General features: G+C 40.8%; 11 protein-coding genes. 4 read left to right on the top strand and 7 right to left on the bottom strand.

Features of this window, described 5'->3' with window-relative positions; genetic code table 11:
* Window positions 1-112: 112 nt before the first annotated feature.
* From recD to H5186_RS01005, 7 genes are all read right to left on the bottom strand, one after another.
* Window positions 113-2,086 carry an exodeoxyribonuclease V subunit alpha gene (recD, locus tag H5186_RS01035; protein ID WP_182717394.1) on the bottom strand — a complete coding sequence of 658 codons (1,974 nt, stop codon included), beginning with the start codon at window positions 2,084-2,086 and terminating at the stop codon, window positions 113-115.
* Window positions 2,083-5,703, bottom strand: coding sequence for an exodeoxyribonuclease V subunit beta (gene recB / locus H5186_RS01030; RefSeq protein WP_182717393.1), 3,621 nt, complete (start codon window positions 5,701-5,703; stop codon window positions 2,083-2,085). Before recB ends, recD begins: the two co-directional genes overlap by 4 nt.
* Window positions 5,690-8,998, bottom strand: a complete 3,309-nt coding sequence (recC, locus tag H5186_RS01025) for an exodeoxyribonuclease V subunit gamma (protein ID WP_182794005.1) — start codon at window positions 8,996-8,998, stop codon at window positions 5,690-5,692. Before recC ends, recB begins: the two co-directional genes overlap by 14 nt.
* 167 nt (window positions 8,999-9,165) lie before the next feature.
* The gene (locus H5186_RS01020) at window positions 9,166-10,230 is read right to left on the bottom strand and encodes an alkaline phosphatase D family protein (protein WP_182785157.1); all 1,065 of its coding nucleotides are present in this window, start codon (window positions 10,228-10,230) and stop codon (window positions 9,166-9,168) included.
* Window positions 10,227-11,354, bottom strand: coding sequence for an alkaline phosphatase family protein (locus tag H5186_RS01015; protein WP_182717390.1), 1,128 nt, complete (start codon window positions 11,352-11,354; stop codon window positions 10,227-10,229). Before H5186_RS01015 ends, H5186_RS01020 begins: the two co-directional genes overlap by 4 nt.
* 66 nt (window positions 11,355-11,420) lie before the next feature.
* Window positions 11,421-13,790, bottom strand: a complete 2,370-nt coding sequence (locus H5186_RS01010; protein WP_182717389.1) for a TonB-dependent receptor domain-containing protein — start codon at window positions 13,788-13,790, stop codon at window positions 11,421-11,423.
* A gap of 367 nt (window positions 13,791-14,157) precedes the next feature.
* The gene (locus H5186_RS01005) at window positions 14,158-15,201 is read right to left on the bottom strand and encodes an alkene reductase (protein WP_149982560.1); all 1,044 of its coding nucleotides are present in this window, start codon (window positions 15,199-15,201) and stop codon (window positions 14,158-14,160) included.
* Between the two features lie 145 nt (window positions 15,202-15,346).
* On the opposite strand from H5186_RS01005, the gene H5186_RS01000 reads away from it, so the two are divergent.
* The 4 genes from H5186_RS01000 to H5186_RS23275 all read left to right on the top strand — a co-directional run bounded on the left by H5186_RS01000 (window position 15,347) and on the right by H5186_RS23275 (window position 19,825).
* A complete protein-coding gene (locus tag H5186_RS01000; RefSeq protein ID WP_145233102.1) occupies window positions 15,347-15,928 on the top strand; it encodes a TetR/AcrR family transcriptional regulator in 582 nt (193 codons plus the stop codon).
* Window positions 15,929-16,000: 72 nt separating this feature from the next.
* Window positions 16,001-16,396: a DUF2750 domain-containing protein gene (locus tag H5186_RS00995; protein ID WP_145233101.1), complete on the top strand. Its 396-nt coding sequence runs from the start codon at window positions 16,001-16,003 to the stop codon at window positions 16,394-16,396.
* A 261-nt stretch (window positions 16,397-16,657) separates the two neighbouring features.
* Window positions 16,658-18,478, top strand: coding sequence for a tetratricopeptide repeat-containing diguanylate cyclase (locus H5186_RS00990; RefSeq protein WP_182794003.1), 1,821 nt, complete (start codon window positions 16,658-16,660; stop codon window positions 18,476-18,478).
* A 246-nt stretch (window positions 18,479-18,724) separates the two neighbouring features.
* Entirely contained in the window at window positions 18,725-19,825 is a 1,101-nt protein-coding gene (locus H5186_RS23275) for a methyl-accepting chemotaxis protein (protein ID WP_274803910.1), read from the top strand.
* The last annotated feature ends 95 nt before the right edge of the window (window positions 19,826-19,920 follow it).

The following is a 19,920-nucleotide window of genomic DNA, read 5'->3' as shown; positions in this document are numbered from 1 at the left end:
TAACCAGCATTTTATATCAAAGCATCTGTGACAACAAAAAAGCTAAAGCTTGACCTACATGATAAATTTAACGGGGTCAGAGCAAGCAGCTTAAAACTTAAAGCTTTCCCTTTCAAAACTCCACCAACCTCTCATACAATCCTGATGCCCTGCTGACTGATTTATTCATTGCCATTAACAACACTTTTTTATCAGCCACCAGCTCGAAAGTGTTTTTAGCACGGGTAATGCCGGTGTAGACTAACTGGCGGTTGATGCCGGCAGTTGCTTGGTTTTGTGGTGGCAGTACCATAGCCGTATAGGCAAACTCGGAGCCTTGTGATTTATGAATAGTCATTACATAAACTGTGTCATGGGCTGGTAGTCTGGCTGGTGAAAATGCCCGTTGATTGCCCTGCTCGTCAATAAATATGGCTTTGAGCTGGGCACTGTCGTCGTGCATTAAAATCCCAATATCTCCATTAAATAGTTTTAGCTGATAATCGTTTTGCGCAATCATAATCGGCATGCCCAAATAATGCCGCTGATTTGAGTTTACATTAATCAATCCTTGCTGGCTTAATTGCGTTTCAATGCGTTTATTTAAACTATGAACGCCATAATCGCCTTCGCGTACTGCGGCTAACAACTGGTAACTGGCAAAAGCTTTATGTATGTCTTGTACGCTCGCGTGTTGTTTAATTAAATTAAGATACTGAGCGTATTTACTGGCGGCGCTTTGTACTAGTTTATCAATCGGTTTACTTACAATGTCATAGTCTAAAATAACGTCTTTAAATTGGCCGCTGCTCAGCTCTTGCTCTACATAATTGAGCTTGCCGCTGTTATTGGTATTAACCGCTAATGCTAATTGACCTATGCCGCTGTCGGCTGTGAAACGGTAACTGTGCTGTAAAAACGCGATACAGTCGGCCAGTTTGAATTGACTATTACCTGCGACTAATTTGCGCTGGTTATTAAAGCATAAGCTGTTTAGTTCAGCGCAACGCGCCTCTGAATAACTTGGTGTTTGGCCAAGCACTAAACCTTGGCATAAATCGCTCATTACACTGCCGGTATCAACCGAGGCAAGCTGGTCTTTGTCACCGAGTAATATAAGTCGCGCATGCTCTGGTAAGGCCTCAATTAGTTTAGCCATCAGCGATAAATCAACCATCGACGCTTCATCAATGATCAATACATCTAAATGCAATGGATTACTGCGGTTATGCCTAAACTTATTAGTAAACGGTTTTACCCCCAGTAACCGGTGAATCGTTTGCGCGCTTTCTGGGATCAGCGGCGTAATAGCAGCGCTTATTTTATCTTTTAACTGTTGTTTTGCCCCAAGGATTGATTCACTTAATCGCGCAGCGGCTTTGCCTGTCGGTGCCACCAACTTAATACTCAGTGGGGCATTTTGATAAAGCGATTGTAAAATTGCTAGTAGCTTAGTCACGGTCGTGGTTTTACCTGTTCCTGGGCCACCGGTAATAACGCTAAAGCCTTTGGTTGCTGCCATCGCACAGGCAACCTTTTGCCAATCGAGCCCTTGCTCTGGTGCATCTTGTTCGGGGAAATAGTCACAAAGTAACTGAGTTAACTTATCGCTATCAATATCGAGCTTACGCTCACTCATTAACAACAATCTTGATGCCAGTGTTTGCTCATAACCGCTTAGACGTGCAAAATAAAGTCGTTGTTCAAGTAACTGTAACGGTTTAGTCTCCCCGACACTAGGATGGTTTTGCAAGCAATTAATTGCCTCTGCGGTGGTAAATGTGTCGTTAAACGGGCTGAGTGTGTCAGGAATTATGCCCGCTAGTTTGGTAAAATCACTTTGGCGTAAATTAAACGGATTACGCCAATCTACCTGCGCTAAATCTAAACAGCTGTGCTGACTTTGCTGCGATAAACAGAGTAATAAAAGCAGTGAATAAACGTCGTTTGGTTGTTGAGTTTGCTCACTGCTACACAGTAATTCTGCCAGTTTTATATCAACCATTCGTAGCCGGTTTTCGCTAAGTAGGTAATCAAATAATGGCACTATTTGTACGTCGTTCGTCGCTGCTGTTGCAATGGCTGTATTGGTATCTAACACGCTCATAGCATTGCTCCTTGGCTATTTTCGGTTGCCTCATCTATGCTTTGGGCAACACTGCCTTGACTAAAAAGCCCATCTAAAATAATAACTTGCTCGGCGGTCAACTTTTTAAAGTACACACCTTTTCCATCTGCCATACCACGTAAAAAGGTGTAATATACGCCACCTAAATGCTGCTCAATGCTGTAATTGTTGATCCGTTGTTTTAATAACCGATGCAATGCCACGGTGTAAATTAGATACTGTAAATGGTACTGGTGGCTACTCATAGCTTGCTCTAAATGCTCTTGCTCATAATCAGTTGGCTGGTTGCCTAAAAAGTTAGACTTATAATCCAAAATAAAATACTGCTCGTTATGACAAAATATTAAATCGACAAACCCTTTTAATAAGCCTTTTACATCATAAAAATCGAGCCTACTTTGATTAAAACCAAAGTGCTTAATCAATGTTTCATTCAAGCCTTTTGCCGTTAAACTGGTAATTGGCAGATTAAACTCCATTTCAACCAAACAATCCCGTGGCGTTAATTTACTTAAGCTTAAACCGTTTTCATTCAATGGGCAGTTTAACGCGGCAAGCACCCATTGCTCAGTTGTCTCTTGCCATTGCTCACTAATATGGTATTTGTTTAAGCTGCGCTCAACTACCACGCTTAGGTTTTGCTCATGGTTTGTGGGGTGCTGCTCTGGGCTGGTGAAATCCAATTGCTCAAAAATCTCGTGTAAACAACTACCCGGTTTTGCCCCCTTGGGAAAGCTATAAGGTGAGCGAATATCGTCTTGTTGCGTGGCAAACTCATCTTTTTGATGATCTTCGTCGCTGCGCCCAGGTTCTAAATGCTCGCTATGACTTTTAAAACTCAGCGCACTAAAACTGGTGGTGCGCCAATCACGTTCAATTTTAACTTTAACCTTATTAACACTCACACTGTGACTTTGTGTTTGGCTTGATTGCAGTGATAATGCACCCTGCTGAGATAACTCTTCGCTAGTAAACTGTTGATAGCTCATGGCTGGTTTGTCAGCACAAAACTCTTGTAAATGCGTGCGCCACACTAAACTACTGGTGATATCAAGTCCTGCAAATAATACATGCCCCAAGGAGCTACTTTGAATTGCCAACCGACTACTTTGTCCTTGGCCTAGGTTATACATACCAATTGCGCAGTAATGAACGGCGCGAGTGAGTGCAACATACAATAACCGTAGATCTTCAGCTAGGCGTTCTTGCTCCGCTTTTTGTAACGCATCATCGTTTTTACTGAGATCGTAAATCAGCTGGCCATCCTGATGATACAACGCATCTTTCGTTTCACGATAACCGCTGGCAAATGGCATAAATACCAGCGGGTATTCAAGCCCTTTTGAAGCATGCATAGTGACTATTTTTACCAAATTGGCATCACTCTCAAGGCGTACTTGCACGGTTTCACCATCTTGTTGACTTACTTGCTGCGCAAACCAACGTAATAACCGTAAAGTACCCTCTAGCTCGATTTGTTTTTGCTGTAGGATCTCGCCTAAATGACGAAAATCGGTCAGCCAACGTTCAACGTTGTAACCCAACCCTTGCCATTTCGCGCTTAATTGATTGTGACTGAGTAAGTGCTCAAGCATTGCCATTGCACCTTGTTTGTACCAAATAGAGCTCAGGTAAGCAAAAAAGTTAAGATGCTCTTGCCACTGTGCTTCATCATCAGCCAAGGCATAAATGTCATTATAACTTAAGCAAAATAGTGGCCCAGCTAACACGCCTCGCAACAATGATTCGTTGTATTGGCCATGTAAAGCCGATAAAAAATTAAGTAAATGATGGCTCAGCTCTTGGCTAAATACACTCTCACGGGATAAGTACACGCTCGCAATTTTGGCATCACTGAGGGCTTTTTTCATAATTTGCGCTTCAACCCGATCACGCACCAAAATACAAATATCTGCCGCCGTGACTGGCTTATTCGCAATACACGCACGCCCTTGCTGTGCTTGCTCAAGTAAGATCACTATTTTATTGGCAAAATAGCTAGCTAAATGTTGCTGGCCAATGCCTTTATTAGTTGGTTTATTTTTTTCATCTGCGGCGCTATCTGCAAACACACAAAACTCAAAGGCGGTGGCAGGTTGGCCATCTATTAAAAACGATTTATCGGCTTTTTTACCTTGTGCCGCCACGCGATTAAACGGGATCGCATCGTTATAAATAAAGCTGTTATCGTGTTTACTAAACAGTGCATTGACGCTTGCAACCACATCGCTACTGGAACGAAAGTTAGTACCAAGGGTAAATTGCTGCTCCTTTGCCACTTCGTGTTTAGCACCAATGTACGTAAAAATATCCGCGCCCCTAAAACCGTAAATAGCTTGTTTAGGGTCGCCTATCATGGCAAGCGTGGTGTTTTCTTGGCTATAAATTTTACTAAAAATACCGTACTGAATGGGATCAGTATCTTGAAACTCATCAATCATCGCTACCGGGAACAACTGCGCTATTTTTTCTGCCAGTGCTGCGCCTTGCTCTGTATTGAGTGCACTGTGCAAATTAGTTAATAAATCATCAGGAGTTATAACGCTTTGCTCTTGCTTGCGTTTTACAATGGCTTGTTTAACCCAACTTGCCGCATGTTGCACAATAGCGATTGCCAAGCCTTGATTAACAGTGTTAACAAGCTTAGCCATTTCATCAAACTGGCTAAGCATTACATGACTAAACAAAGGCTGATTTTTTTTATAATTAGCTTCGTCACTGAGGTTTTCAGTACTCCATATTTCATAAGAGTACTTGTTTGTACCAAACTCAAAAAATAGCTCATCACCTTTACAAAATGCCTCAAGCGCTGCAAGGCTACCTTTACGTGCAGGTGTTTTGGCACCACTTAAGCCAGAGCTTTTTACAGCTGCAATAAATTCGCTATCAAGGCAGGCTTTTTTAAAGCTCGCGACTTTACCAAGATATAGCTCGCGTGCTTGCCACACATCATCTAGTTTTATTTGCGGAGTAACCAGCGCATTGCCTTTATTAAGTATGTTGGCCACTTTACTAAATAACGCTTCAGGGGCAGCAAATACCTCTAAAATTGCATCGGTTTTTTCTTTATTGAGTGGATATACAAACACTCGCCAAAAATCTTTAATGGTTTCAAGCAAGATCTCCCGTTGATCTAAAATAAACTCCAAATTAAACGCCACACCAGACTCAAACGCATGCTGTTTTAACATTCGTTGGCAAAAACCATGAATGGTGAATATTGCTGCTTCATCCATCGATTTAGCGGCGGCATCGAGCAAATCAAATGCACGGTGTTTATCATCGATTGTGGCGATCACAGCATTGATCAGCTCATCCTCTGTTGCTTGGCCAAGCAGTGCATCACGTGCTGCTATAATACGAGTGCGCACACGGTCTTTAATTTCTTGGGTGGCGGCATCGGTAAACGTAACGACCAATATTTGTTCAACACTCAACGGAGTATTTACGGGCGATGAGTGTTGTTGCGCGATTTGCATGCCGAGTAAATAACGTAAATATAAACCTGTAATAGTATAAGTTTTACCGGTGCCTGCACTGGCTTCAATGAGACTTTGCCCAATAAGCGGCATCGTAAGTGGATTAAGCGCTTGCATGGTCACTCTCCTTTGCATGTGCAAATAACGGCGCAAGTAGCATATCGCTCCAGCGTATAAATTCCTCTTGGCACTCATTCAACGATTGCGTTGTTAAGCGAATATAGGGGTTCTCGCCCTCGCCTCGGCCAATATATTGTGGGCTAAATTTGCTCATTGCTTTGCCGATATCGCCACCACTTTTTACGTACTCATAGCCACTCACAGGAAAAAACGCTACGGGTTCTTTAAGTAGCGCGTTATATAAAGTAAACCAATCTTGCAACAGTGCTTGGGCATCTGCTTTATCCAAAGCTGCAAAAGTGATTTGTTTATCAAGCCCAAGTAATACAGTTTCTACATGTTGATCCACGCACTGCGCAACAAGGTGATATATAAAGCCCTTGATGAGATCTTTTGCCTTGATACTGGCACTTCGATAAAACACTTGTTTGTGCTGATAAAGATGATTTAACCAGCCTTCAAGCTCAGTACTGTTGTTATCACTGTGAAGTGTTAGCGCAACTTCAATCGGTTCATTTTTGCCGCCCTTGATGTGCTCTTTAACTTGCCCTGCCAGTGCATCAACCCGGTGCTGCATTTTATCAAAAATCAAATCTCCAACATGCGCCTGCGGTAACTCGCCTCGTTGCAGTATTTGCTCACGACTAAGGGGCTGCTCAAAAATAGCCGCTTCGAGTATTTCGTCGAGATAAAAATAACGCTGCAGTGCGTCTAAACTAAATGGCTCTTCATCTTTAGCTACTTCGTTAAATTGTGCTAAACGCAACCCTAAACTTTGCTGATAAAAACTCTCTTGTGCATTGCATACGCTGCGGATAAACATATCCAGCTCAAGATGTTCAGGTGCGCTGACCTCAAGCGCCGTCAGTGGCTCTGGGATTATCGCCTGAGCGGGTAACCAAATTGGATTATAACTGTGATTGGATTGCAGCGTATTAGTGGTATCTGCCTGATAATTTAGGCTATTAAAAGGCTGTAAATGCTGTTTATTGATCAAACACTCAGGCAAGGTTTGCTCACTTGGCTCAGCAAATTTGAAACTGCGGCCAATGTATTCTAGTAATTCACTCACTAAGGTTGATGGCATACGCGGTTGATTATCAAAACATGAACGGCCAATATAACTCATGTATAAGTTATCACGGGCACTGAGCAGCGCTTCTAAAAATAAGTAACGGTCATCTAATTTGCGCGATCGGTCACCTTTTTGCTTTTTCGAATAAGGCACTAAATCAAAACCAATCGGCTGCACCGTTCGTGGGTAATCGGCATCGTTAAGCCCTAACATACACACCACTTTAAATGGCACAGCACGCATTGGCATTAGCGTACAAAAATTCACTTGGCCGACTAAAAAGCGTTGCCCTACACCTTTTTCTTGAATGCCTTGTTTAATTAAATAACTCACAATACGCTGTGACACTACTTGCGTGTAATCGCCATTATCATGGTGCTTTTGCAGCTCTTCGAGCACCTTTTGCAGTACCAGTAAATCCCAGCTATCGTCGCTTTCGCTCTCGTAAATAGCCGTTAATAGTTCACTCAGGATAAGGGTTTTATTAGTTAGCGTGTCGTCTGGGGTGAGCCTGTGTTTAAAGTGTTGCAATACATCAATAAAATGCACTAATTTATTGAGTGTATCAAGTGCCATCCCTTCCACTTCATCAGCGCTATATATGCCATTAAACGGGCATTGTTCATCACGTTGGGCAATACCTAACAATAAGCGGTTTAAGCCATGTTGCCAGGTATTTAATTCTATCGCGGGTAAATCAAAGCTATGCTTATGCTCGGCGTTTATTCCCCACTTGACGCCAACACGCTCAAGCCAATATTGAATTTGCTCATATTCGTGCGCTTCAACACTAAACTTTTCAGCTATTTGCGTCACTTGCAGTAAATCAAGGATATCTGACACACCAAAGCGCGAAAACGGCAGATCAGCTAAGCTTGCAAACGAACTCAGTACCGGTTTTTCTTGCTCAATGGCTAGATCAGCTAACGCATAGGGAATAAAACGGTTACCCTGCGCACCGCCAAATACCGCTTCGATGTAAGGGCTATAAGTGCCAACATCCGGCATCATTACTATAATATCTTTTGGGGTGAGTGCGGGGTTTTGATTAAATAAATTAAGTAAGTAATCGTGCAAACGCTCAACTTCTCTAAGTGGAGTATGGCAATCACTTAGAGCAATGCTGGTATCGGTAGTGCTTATTGCAAGCTTACCTTCATCGTTTATAAACCATTCTTTATTGTCAGTAAGGGATTCACCTTTAAACGCTAACTGGTAAATTTCGCTTTGAATTTGACCAAGTAAACTGTCGTCAAACACATCAATAAAGCCATCAATCCAGCTTGCGTCACGCTGTACCAGTTGTTCAAAGTAATCACGGCCTAATTTACCCCACGATGATAACAACGGATTACCAATAAAATAGTAGTCTTGCTCTGGCTCACTTTGCTTTTTTTGCTGCGCTTCCAACAATGGCATTTTGGCGTATTTAGCCGTTATTTTAGCTGCCGTTTTTTCATCAATTAAATCCCCCCAATAATGTTCGCTGGGATTAAAAAAGAATAAAAATACCTCGGTTTTTTTACTCAATGCATCAAACACATCAAGTTGCGAACTGGCAATGGCTGAAATACCAAATAAACTGATCCGCTTTGGTAATAAGCTACTGTCCATTTTATCAAGCGCGGCTAATAACTGCCCTTGCATATTGGCGCGATGAAACTGACTTTGCCCAAGCACTTGACTATGCGCTACTATTTTTCTCCACAGATCAGGCTGCCACGGCGCGATACTAATATCTACATCATCTAATTTATCAGTGCCGCTGTCCCATGTGGCTATCCAGTGCGGACGGTACATTAAATATTGGTCATATACATCGGCTATTTTTTCACATAAAGCAAAGGTTTTTTGACCGTCAGTGTCACCTGCTAAGTAGGTTTTAAGGGGTAAATATAACGGTTCATCAATGCAGTTTGGTAAAATAGCAAATAACTTCCAAGCAAGATTAGGTTTATTAAACGCCGACTCTTTGGGTACATTCGGTAATAGCTGCTGGTATAACTGCCAAATGAAGCTCGATGGCAATGGAAAATCTACCTGTGCTGCCACCCCCAAACTTTCACTTAAACCAATTTTTAGCCACTGCGACATACCCGGAGATTGCACCAACACCACTTCTTTATCAAACAGGCTGCTTAATGGGTTTACTTTTAAAAGCTGATGAAACTGCGCTTGCAGGGCTTCCATACGGTTAGATTGAATAATATTGAGCATTGCGACACTGTTCTTGCTTGAGATAAAAACAGTGTAAGATATTTTCAATTATAGGGGTAGCCATTGTCGCTAATTGGCATTAATAAATCAGCGAGTTAGCACAATAATTAACTCACTTTTTATACGCACAGTATAGCTACTGTGCGTTTTATTTTCTGAGGGAGTCATTATTTATATGGGCTAATACTTGATAAGCTAAATTGGCTTTGCATGATCACATCGCCATCAATGCCTTTTAGCTGGAGTGAAATAGCTGGATCTGTTTGTTGCCAATCAATGCTTAAATCACCGTAATTAACGTCATGTGTGAACTTCCCCACGCGGTGTTTATTAGGACTGACGTTTTTCCATTTTTCAGTAAGGCCTGAGCTGGTCATTTCAATCAGTGGATAATCAAGGTTTTGTTCATACCTTGATATCTCACCCCAATGTGTGTCACCACTGATAATTACCACGCCGTTTACTTTGTGTTTTTTAATTAACGCAAATAAACGGTTTCTATCCTCCGGAAAATTAGCCCACGACTCCCAGCCGGTAAAGTCAGGCAGTAACTGTAAGCTCGAAGCAATCAGTTTAATTGCAGCAGGCTTTTTAAGCTCTTGTTCAAGCCATTGCCACTGCGCCTCACCTAACATCGATGCGCCTTTTACTTCACTTGGGCTATAAGGCCCTTGATTACTCGCTTTACGCTCAGTCTTGTATTGTGTTTCACTAACGTGGTTAAGTGCATCGCGATTCCAACGCAGATCAGGCATGATCACTTGTATCGTGTGCTCACCTTCGCCATACATATACGAAGTATAAATCCCATCGGCACGTGTGCGACGCACTGAACCCGGTGGCTCTTGCCAAAAGTCGAGCATAATTTCCCGAGACTGTTCTTTATGTGGGTACTCTTTACCTGCATCATTTTGGCCAAAATCATGATCATCCCACATGGCAATAAGGGGAGTCTGTGCTTTTAACGTTTTAAAGCCGGGCTTAGCGCCTAAGCGCTGATATTTATCGGCAAGTACGCGCATATCGTTGGTGTCGCCGTAGATGTTATCACCCAAAAAGATAAACAAATCTGCCTGCTCTTTATTGATCGCGTCAAAAATCGGAATATCTTTATCTTGATGCCCACATGAGCCAAACAGTATTTTTTGTGGCGTTAGTTTTTGCGGTGTACTTAATACTGAAAAACTCGCAACAATGCTTACCAATGCGGCCGCTTTAATTAAATGCTTCATTTTAAAATCTCATTAATTGCATCCGCCATAGCGGGATTAAGCTGCTTAGGGTTTTCGCCAAGTACGGTTAAAATCGTTGCCGCAACTTGTGCTTGTTTGAGCTCTGTTGTTGTTTTTAATAAACCTTGCGGTTTAATATCTGGGCCAATTGCAGCTAACCAAATATGCTCAGAGCCAATAATTCCCTCAGGAAAAGCTTTACGACCTTGCTCCGATTTTGCCATTGCTTGTTTTGAACTATGATGCTGCCAATCATTAGCGTTACTGCCACGGCCATGATCCGTGGTGATAATAAGCGTTGTGTTATTTTTATAGCCAGGTGTAGTCTGAATGGTTTGCCATAAATCTTTGATAAAAGCGTCACTTTGTTTAGCCGACTGCAAATAGTGATCGTAATGACCATCATGGGCAAAATCATCGGTTTCACCTAAGCTGATCACTAATAACTTAGGCTTTTTTGCCAGCATATAAGCTTTGGCAAAACGATATGTAAAACTGTCTAAACGCACATTATGCCAAGGACTTGGGATCTCCTGTTGTAAAGCATTTAATAGTGGCGCATCGGCAAATAAGTCTGCCTCAATTGGCATAAAACCCGCATTTACATATACGTCGCTGCGTTTGGTATTAACAATAAACGGAAATACATCCCAACTACCAAATAAGGCGGTTTTATTTTTATAGTCAGCGCGTTGCTCTAATCGCTCTAAAATAGTTTTATTTGGATTTGGCGTTTTATCATTACTGTTAATTGCCTCATCAACACTGCCAGTTAAGATCTCACTGTAGCCTGGGTATGAAAAATACCACGGGTTACTCACCGACATTGTTGAACCATTCTCTCTATCGCCAATTAACACACCGTGTTGAGCAATCGTATTGCTAATAAATGGCATTAACTGAGCTTGTCGGGCGTGTTTGTCATCGCGCCAAAACTGTTGTTTCAATTGCTCAGGCTGTTTAACAAAATCGGGATTTGCTAACAATTTTTGATCGGCGCCGTTAAATACCTCTTGCCAACGCACTCCATCAAGCGTCACAAGCACGACATTATCACTGGCTTTGACAATATGACTTACCATTAATGTACAGCCTATTACGGCCAGTTTAGCTATTGCTTTCATAGTATTCCTATCAATAAAAACCCATCAACAAGGATGGGTTTTGGTTATTATTTTTATAATTAGGGCTTAAAAATTAGCAGTAAATGTAAGTGCTGCAGTTCGTGGTGCACCAATAAAATAAGTGCTGCCATTACCTGTCCCACCCGCTAAATACTGTTTATCTGTTACGTTAGTGACAGCAAAAGCAATATCGATTGATTTAAATGGGCCGGCATTGACGTCTGCAGCATAACCGGCATTGATATCAAGCACGGTATAACCATCAACTTTATTACGTGTACGAGTTTGCTCATCTAAAAATGCACCTAAGCGTTCACCGGTATATTTAGCGGATATACCAAAGCGGAAGTCGCCACTGTAATAATCGGTCGAAAGCACAAACATATCGCTTGGTGAATCGATAACGTCATCGCCTTTTTTAAAGCTTGGCGGTAGCGCTTTTCCGTCTTCATCTTTGAGGATAACACCATCGGCATCGTAGGCACTTGGATCGTGCGATGCGTATTCAGAGCTGTTATTAGTGTATGAAGTATAAATATTCCATTCATTTGTAAGCATATAACTTGCTGATAGTTCAATACCTTGCGAGTCAATACCACCTACATTGATGTAAGAGCCATTTGTACCTATCGTATAATCAATCCCGCCGGTATCACTGCCAGGTGCGATAAAAGTAATACGGTTATCAAAGGCAATAGAATAAGCGGTCGCAGTTAGGCTCAAGCGGTCTGCTTTATAACGTACACCAAAGTCGATATTTTCAGCTGTTTCTGGTTCAATTTCTGTGAGTGTAGAACTATCACGCTCCAGCACTCCATCTTTAATTGCTGAGAAATTTTCACTAAAACTGGCAAATAACTCAGTACTGCTAGTTAGCTGGTACAAAGCACCTGCACTAAATAACACATCTGAATCACTGTTTATTTTATCAGAGCGTAGATCTGCAAAATGATCGTATTTTTGTAATTCAACTAAATACTGTTTAGCGCCAAGATTAACTGTAAAATCGCCTAGGCTGATAGAATCTTGTACGTACCACTTAAAGGTATCTGTTTCAAAAGTATTTTTATATTGCGTCCAGTATGGGGTGCTATCAAAGTGATGATACACGCGAGCGTCAATAACTTTATGCCAATCACGAGATTCGTCACGATCAGTTTGCTCAAGCCAAATACCTGCTTCAATATCGTGCATCCCTAAGGTTAATTTATAATCGGCGGTTAAACCTAAACGGTCCTTGTCATAGTGTGTATGGCGATATGACATTACCGGTATTGCGGAATCTGGGTAACACGCCGGATTCAACCCTGTGCCTGAATCCCATGGCCAACTGAGTGTATCCGTACAATTTGCGTTAGGCGTTAATGGCTTACCTTGGCTATCTGCAAAACCATATGAGCCAGCATTTGTGCCGCCTTCGGTTGTTGGATTACCGTCTTTATCGACAGGTGATGTTAAATAAGGTGGGATCCAATCACCACGCCCTGAGTTTTTATGGTAATAAGGGCTGATTGTTAATAATGACGAAGGTGAGATTGCATATTCAAACTTTACGTAACCTAACGCATTTTCACGCAATGTACCCCAACCTTCTGCAAACATTTGGTCAAAGTGTGGCACGCCAGTCCAATTCCAAGTTAGTTGATCCCAATCTGGTGTTTGCGCAAATTGCTGCAAGCTCACACTGTTATAGTTGGTCTCACTTACATCATCATACGATAAACGCCCTGTTACAGTCAGCGCATTAAAATTAGATACAAATTTAGCCTCAGCATGTTGATTATCTTTACCACCATTACTGCCATCACCTATCCAGCGGCTAGTATTGGTTTGTGAATAACTCACATAAGCTTGCGTGTTATCAAAGAGAGTGCCAGTTTCATGCTTAAAATAATAACGGGTCGCATCATGGTCACCATTGGTGTAAGCAAATGTAGTTCCTCGCTCAAGGCTAGGATCTTTACTAACAAAATTAAACGTACCACCGAGCGCTTCAAGTGATGCCGAGGCGATATCTGAGGTACCTTGGCCCACTTCAACCGTGGCTAAGTTTTCGCTGTCTAGGTAGCGATTAGCTTTTGCACCACCGCCATAATTAGAGCCACCGTTTGGAATACCATCAACCGTCATACCTAACTGCTGTTGGTTACCATCGATACTAAAGCCGCGCATCGTAATAGTGGTAGACCAATCATCACCACCAAATGCATCACCTTCGTTAATACTAATTCCCGGTAGGTTATCCATCACCGATAATACACTTGATACCGAACTCTGCTGTTCAATCATTGATTGCTCAATCACACTATTTGCATAGCTCGTTGGTTTTGCCACTACCGTGACTTCTTCGATTTCGTTGGTATTTGCAAAGCTATTAGTTGAAAACGCTAAAGCGATTGCTAAGCTTAAAGTCGATCTTTTAGTAAAAGTACGCATTGTTGTCCCATTTGCAATTATTGTTTTGTATACGGGCAAAGTATGGAGGGAATATATGACAAAAAAGCTCGAAAAAATTGACGTAACAGTGACAAAAATATTGATTATTTATGGCAACAATGCAGCTTAACCAATTAACATATAAAGATATTATAATTTAAATAACAGTCTATCGCGGTAATATTTGTAGGAAATAGAGAGGGAGTTAAATCAATACGAAAAAGTATTTTTCACAGTATTAGTAACGATTAAAAAGCAATATTGCTAATCGCAAATAAATACCTAAAACGAGTTTGCAATCAACATGTATGGCGTTAATGCAACCACCTACGAGCGTAGGTGGTTTAGTGACTAAAATAAATTACGTTTAAATTAGTTCAGCCAGCATTTCATCACTATACGGAACCACTTCTTCAGCATTTTTGATTTTACTGATGTAATCTGGGTTTGCAATAAACGGGCGACCAATAGCAATTAAATCAAACTTATTGGCGTTAATCGCAGCTTTAGCCGTGTCAAAATCATAGCTACCAACACCCACTAAAGTACCTGAATAAGCCGCACGTAAATATTCTGACGTCGTTTTATCTGCAAGGCTTGCAAAGCGCATGCTATCGTCAAAAATACCGCCATGTAAGTAAGCGAGTGCTCGGCTATTCAACTCGTTTAAGAGGTAATCAAATACCGCTTTATCGCGGCTATCTTCGCTCATATTAAAGTAAGCACCAGGAGATAAACGTAGCCCAGTTTTATCTGCACCGATGACGTTAATTACCGCATCAACAACTTCAAGTGCAAAACGCGACATATTCTCTGGAGTTTGCCCGTATTCATCATCACGCTCATTGGCTGCATAATGTAAAAACTGATCGATTAAGTAACCATTCGCACCATGGATCTCAACGCCATCAAATCCAGCTTCAAGTGCATTCTCTGCAGCCTTTGCATAATCTGCAATTAATGACTTAATATCGGCAGTGGTTGCTGCTTTTGGGGTAATATAAGTAAGCTCACGCATACGTGGTACAGAGCCTTCAACACCAATAGCCGATGGGGCTAAAACGTCGCCATCAAAAAAGTGTGGATGTGCAACCCGACCAACATGCCAAAGTTGTGCAAACATTTTACCGCCCTGCTCATGCACAGCATCGGTTACTTTTTTCCAGCCTTGAATTTGTGCGCTGGTAAATAAACCTGGCGTATTCGGGTAACCTTGCGCATCAGGGCGAATAATCGTGGCTTCACTAATTATTAAACCGGCTTCAGCACGGCGTGCGTAGTAATCAACCATCGCTTGGGTTGGCACTAAGTTATCGTCAGCCATACAACGCGTTAGCGGTGCCATAAGTATACGGTTTTGTAATTCAATCGTGTCATTAAGCTTAAACGGTTGCAGTAGATCAGTGGTCATTCTTATCAATCCTTATCTTGAGTGTACATTCAAGATAAGGGCGAACAATAAAACATTCAAGTCTATTTTTGAATATTTGTTCAAGATTAAGTAAACTAACCCCATCTACACCTTATAAGTCAAATAGAATGCAACAGAGCGCCCTATGAGAATAGCCGAATTTGACCGTGAATTTGTACTTCGCCAAGCGATGCTGGCTTTTATGCAACACGGTTATGCTAAAACGAGTATGCAAAAATTAACGCAAGTTACAGCGCTTCATCCGGGATCTTTATATGCTGCGTTTGGTAATAAAAAAGGTATTTTTTTAGCGGCTATTGAGCAATATCAGGCTGATAGAAATCAGCAATTTACGGCACTTTTTTGTCAACATAAACCCGTTTTACCAAGCCTACGCCAATACTTAGACTCAATAGTCAACGAGTGTATCAGTGGTGATGCGATGAAAGTATGTTTACTGACTAAAAGTATTAGTGAAGTTGAAGGGCAAGATTCACAGATCAGCCACGTACTAATGACAAATTTAAACGCCTACGAAAACGCCCTCGCCGAACAATTTGAGCGCGCGATAAAAGAAGGTGAAATCCCAAACACACGCACAGCTGAGCATCTAGCTCGTTTTTTAGCAATGGGCCTTTACGGCTTGCGAACCTATGCACTGACTAACCGCTGCGAACAAGATCTAAGCCAACTCGCCGACGATTTATACCACGCAATGTGTAATTAATTTTTAACTAATCGACATTTTGTCATATTAGTCAATATACTATACCTAAGCCATTCTAGAGAGAGTCTATTAATGAGTAATGCAACTGCAACCGCATCTGAAAAATTCGAGACAATCTTAAATTTAGGAGCCAAAAAAAGATTGGCTTTTATGTTTGAGACCGTCCAAGAGTTCAAACAAGTGTGGATATTAAATGACGACGATGGCTGTGTTATGCTCGCCAACGAAGATGATGATTGTGTACCGGTATGGCCTGAACGTATTTATGCCGAGGCATGGGCTACCGGTGAGTGGGAAAATTGCACAGCTAAAGCAATTCCATTGAAAGATTGGACAACCCGATGGACACCCGGTCTTGAACAAGATGACTTACTTATCGCCGTTTTTCCAACTGAAGAAGACGACGGCACGATTTTATTTCCTGATGAATTTGATTCACAACTAAAAGCACCTAAAAAACGTTACTAATTACACTTCGCTATAATTGAGTCGCAGACGTGTTGTTCTGCGACTTATCCACGCAAACTTTAAATTTTTTACGCGCAACGCTTTAAGACAAAGATACAAAATTAATACCTATAAAAATTAAAATATAACGGCAATAATGTCGCTTTTAGCGATAATTAATTTATGCTTATTCACACTGATCAGTGAAATAAACACAGCTCCCACTGCAAAAACTTTGGCATTAGTTGACTTCAACACGCCCCTTACTCTTTGGACTTTATAATGGTACGACAAGGTATTTTAATATTACTACTGCTAACGTTTATTAATAGTGGCTATGCCACAGAGCAAATTGACTCACTAGAATCCACACTCAGTGAAATAAAACAGCTCAAAAGCGATGGTGAATCCGCACAAGCTTATCAACAATTAAGGACAACATATTCCTCGGCACAATCAACCACACAACAAGCTGAGTTAATGGTTGTTTGGCTTGCATTTATGAATGAAGACAAGAACTGGCATGAATTCGACTTGCTCAAAGACGATGTCTCACAATTACTCGTTAGCGAAGTCGATATAGAAACTAAATACGCACTTTATGACAACCTCGGACTAATGAAATATCGCTTAGGTAAGTTTGCCGAAGCCGATTCTTATTTATCAAAAGCGGTGTCTTTTGCTGATGACACACAGCTTGCTACGAGTATGACTTACTATTTGTATGGAATTAACTCTGTTAGACAAGGAAAAATGGTAGATGGACTCGATAAAATCTTACATGCTCACGATTTACAAATAAACATTCAAGGATATGCTTCACCGAAGATATTAATTGGTTTAGGGTTTACCAATTATTATATGAAAAACTACGACAAAGCGATTGAATACACTCAACAGGCAATAGCAGCATACCCTGAAAATGACATACTGCTCACTGAGCTGTATGCAAACTTAGCTGCAATGTACGTTGATAAAGCCCAATACCAAGAGGCATTAATTGCCATTAATCAAGCCGAAAAAGTAGCCCACTTTCATAATATATTTGACCGAGTTCCTATAATTATTAATAAAGGCACTATTTATGCTGAGCTAAATGAGCACCAAAAAGCCATTGATTATTATTTAAAAGCGTTAGATATTGTAAATAAAAACAATGATTTAATACATAAGCCTACCGTTTTAAGTAATCTGGCACAAAGCAATCAAAGTTTAGGTAATTATAAACTTGCTGCCGACTATTTTGAGCAAGCCCTTGCTATATTTTCAAGCGAGAGTCAACTCATCAAACGTTTAGAAAACTATCCGCCAATGATCGAAAATTATCAATCATTAGGAAATTACCAACGCGCATTAGAACTTATGGTTGAATACAAAGAATTAGATGATGAAAGTACCTCATTAGCTGCAAAAGAAAAATTTGATCAATCACAAGCAGCCTATGATATTGCCTCTAAAGAAAAGTCATTAATCGAAGCTAAACTAGCGCAAACAAGCAATGAAAATGCAATTCTACGACTCTATGGGATCGTTGCCTTCAGTCTTTTAATTATCCTATTTATTTATATTGCCTATAGACTAAAACACTCTGCCTACCTGCAAGTTAAAGAGCTTGCGTTGCGCGATCAGCTCACGGGACTATTTAATCGCCGCGCATTGCACGATATCTTTGAATTAGAAATGAGCCGGGTTAATCGCAATAAAAAAACTTTTAGTATTATTTTGCTGGATATAGATCATTTTAAAGTACTCAACGACACCTATGGACATGACTATGGTGACATTGTATTGCAAAAAGTGGCTAGCGCATTGCAAGATTCAATTAGAAGTATGGATAAAGTTGCTCGCTGGGGAGGTGAAGAATTTCTGGTGTTTTTACCTGAAACCAATAAAGAGCAAGCATCGCATCTTGCAGAAAAGTTACGCTTAGCCGTAAGTAACATTGAATTGACTTACCAAGATAAGCTACTTCAGGTCACTGTTTCTTTAGGTGTCTGTGAATATAATCAACAAGGTGAATATAAAGACATGGTTAAACAAGCCGATCTTGGTCTTTATAAAGCTAAAGAAACAGGGCGGAATAAAGTCGTCTGTCTCAGTTAAACTAACAAATGTTCTTGCGCGCAACTATCTTCAAACATATAGTTTACTAATAAAGCGATGTTATTTCCTCGCATTAAGGCTGCTCTGTTGACCTAAAAATAGCAATGGCACACTGTTTTATTGCGCTTGCTCAAAAAAATTACGACATAGTTTGCTAAACTAACCTAATAACCTATTAGATTAAGTGTGCTAGCACAACGCTGAGATTTACTCTGGGCACATTTACAGAAACAGTTGGACAAATACGTGATATTTAATTCTAAGTATAAAAAAGAAATTGCAAAACTAAAAAATGAAATTGTAGATATTCGTAACCAAAATGAAGCACTGCATGATGAACTGGAACAAGTTAAGAATGCTAAAAGTCAGTTAGTAGCGCAAATAAATCAAACTGATAAAACTGCCAAACAACAAGACGAATTAAACCGCTTGTGGCTACAGTCTTCAATTTTAATAGAGCAAATCAGGGAGAGCCTAGCAGCAAATTCAAGTGAACTTGTAATGCACAGAGATGGCTTTCAATCATCACAGCAATTGCTTGATAACATTATTGTAATGCTATCCGCCACTTTGCAATCAACTTCTGTGATATCCAGAGACACTAAAACAGCCTCTGAATCTGTAAAGCAATTACAAACAGTCACAGCAGGGATTAATGACTTTGTAAACATTATCAAAGGCATCTCTGACCAAACTAACTTACTAGCCCTTAATGCTGCTATTGAGGCCGCCAGAGCTGGAGAACAAGGTAGAGGCTTTGCCGTAGTTGCAGATGAAGTTCGCACATTAGCACAACGCTCAGCTGATGCATCGAATGAAATTTCAGGCTTAATTGAACAAGTAAACCAACAAATGGACCACGTTGTTGGCAACATTACCGACGTCGGGAAACAAAGTAATGAGATCAGTGAAAGTTCAGCGGCTATCGAAGATACCGCTAATAAAATTGTTACGTTCTCACAAAACATGTATTCAGTTATTACCGACTCAACTGAAAACGCATTTATTCAGACGGTAAAAATGGATCATATCGTTTGGAAACTGGAAGTTTATAAGGTACTACTTGGTTTATCTGATAAAACCACAGATGAATTTGCCGATCACACAATGTGTCGTTTAGGTAAATGGTACTATAAAGGTGATGGTGCAGCTAAATACGCCTCCCATATTGAATTTAAAAACTTAGAAGCCCCGCACGCCGAGATTCACAACCATGGCATACAAGCATTGCAAGCCTTTGCAGATGGCCATTCGGATAAAATGATTGATCATATATCGCAAATGGAAGCGGCGAGCTTTAAAGCCGTTGATTTATTAACTAACCTAGCAAACAAAATAACTAAATAACGGTCGTTTTAAGTTTAACTACAACTTTAACGCTGCTCATTTTATATTTATTATCGATATTATGATGGATAGCTCAAACGAGCTTTGGGGAGATG

The organism is Pseudoalteromonas sp. SG41-2 (genome assembly GCF_014164535.1).
In the GTDB taxonomy this organism is placed as follows: Bacteria; Pseudomonadota; Gammaproteobacteria; order Enterobacterales; family Alteromonadaceae; genus Pseudoalteromonas; species Pseudoalteromonas rhizosphaerae.
This window is presented reverse-complemented; position numbering and strand designations above follow the sequence as displayed.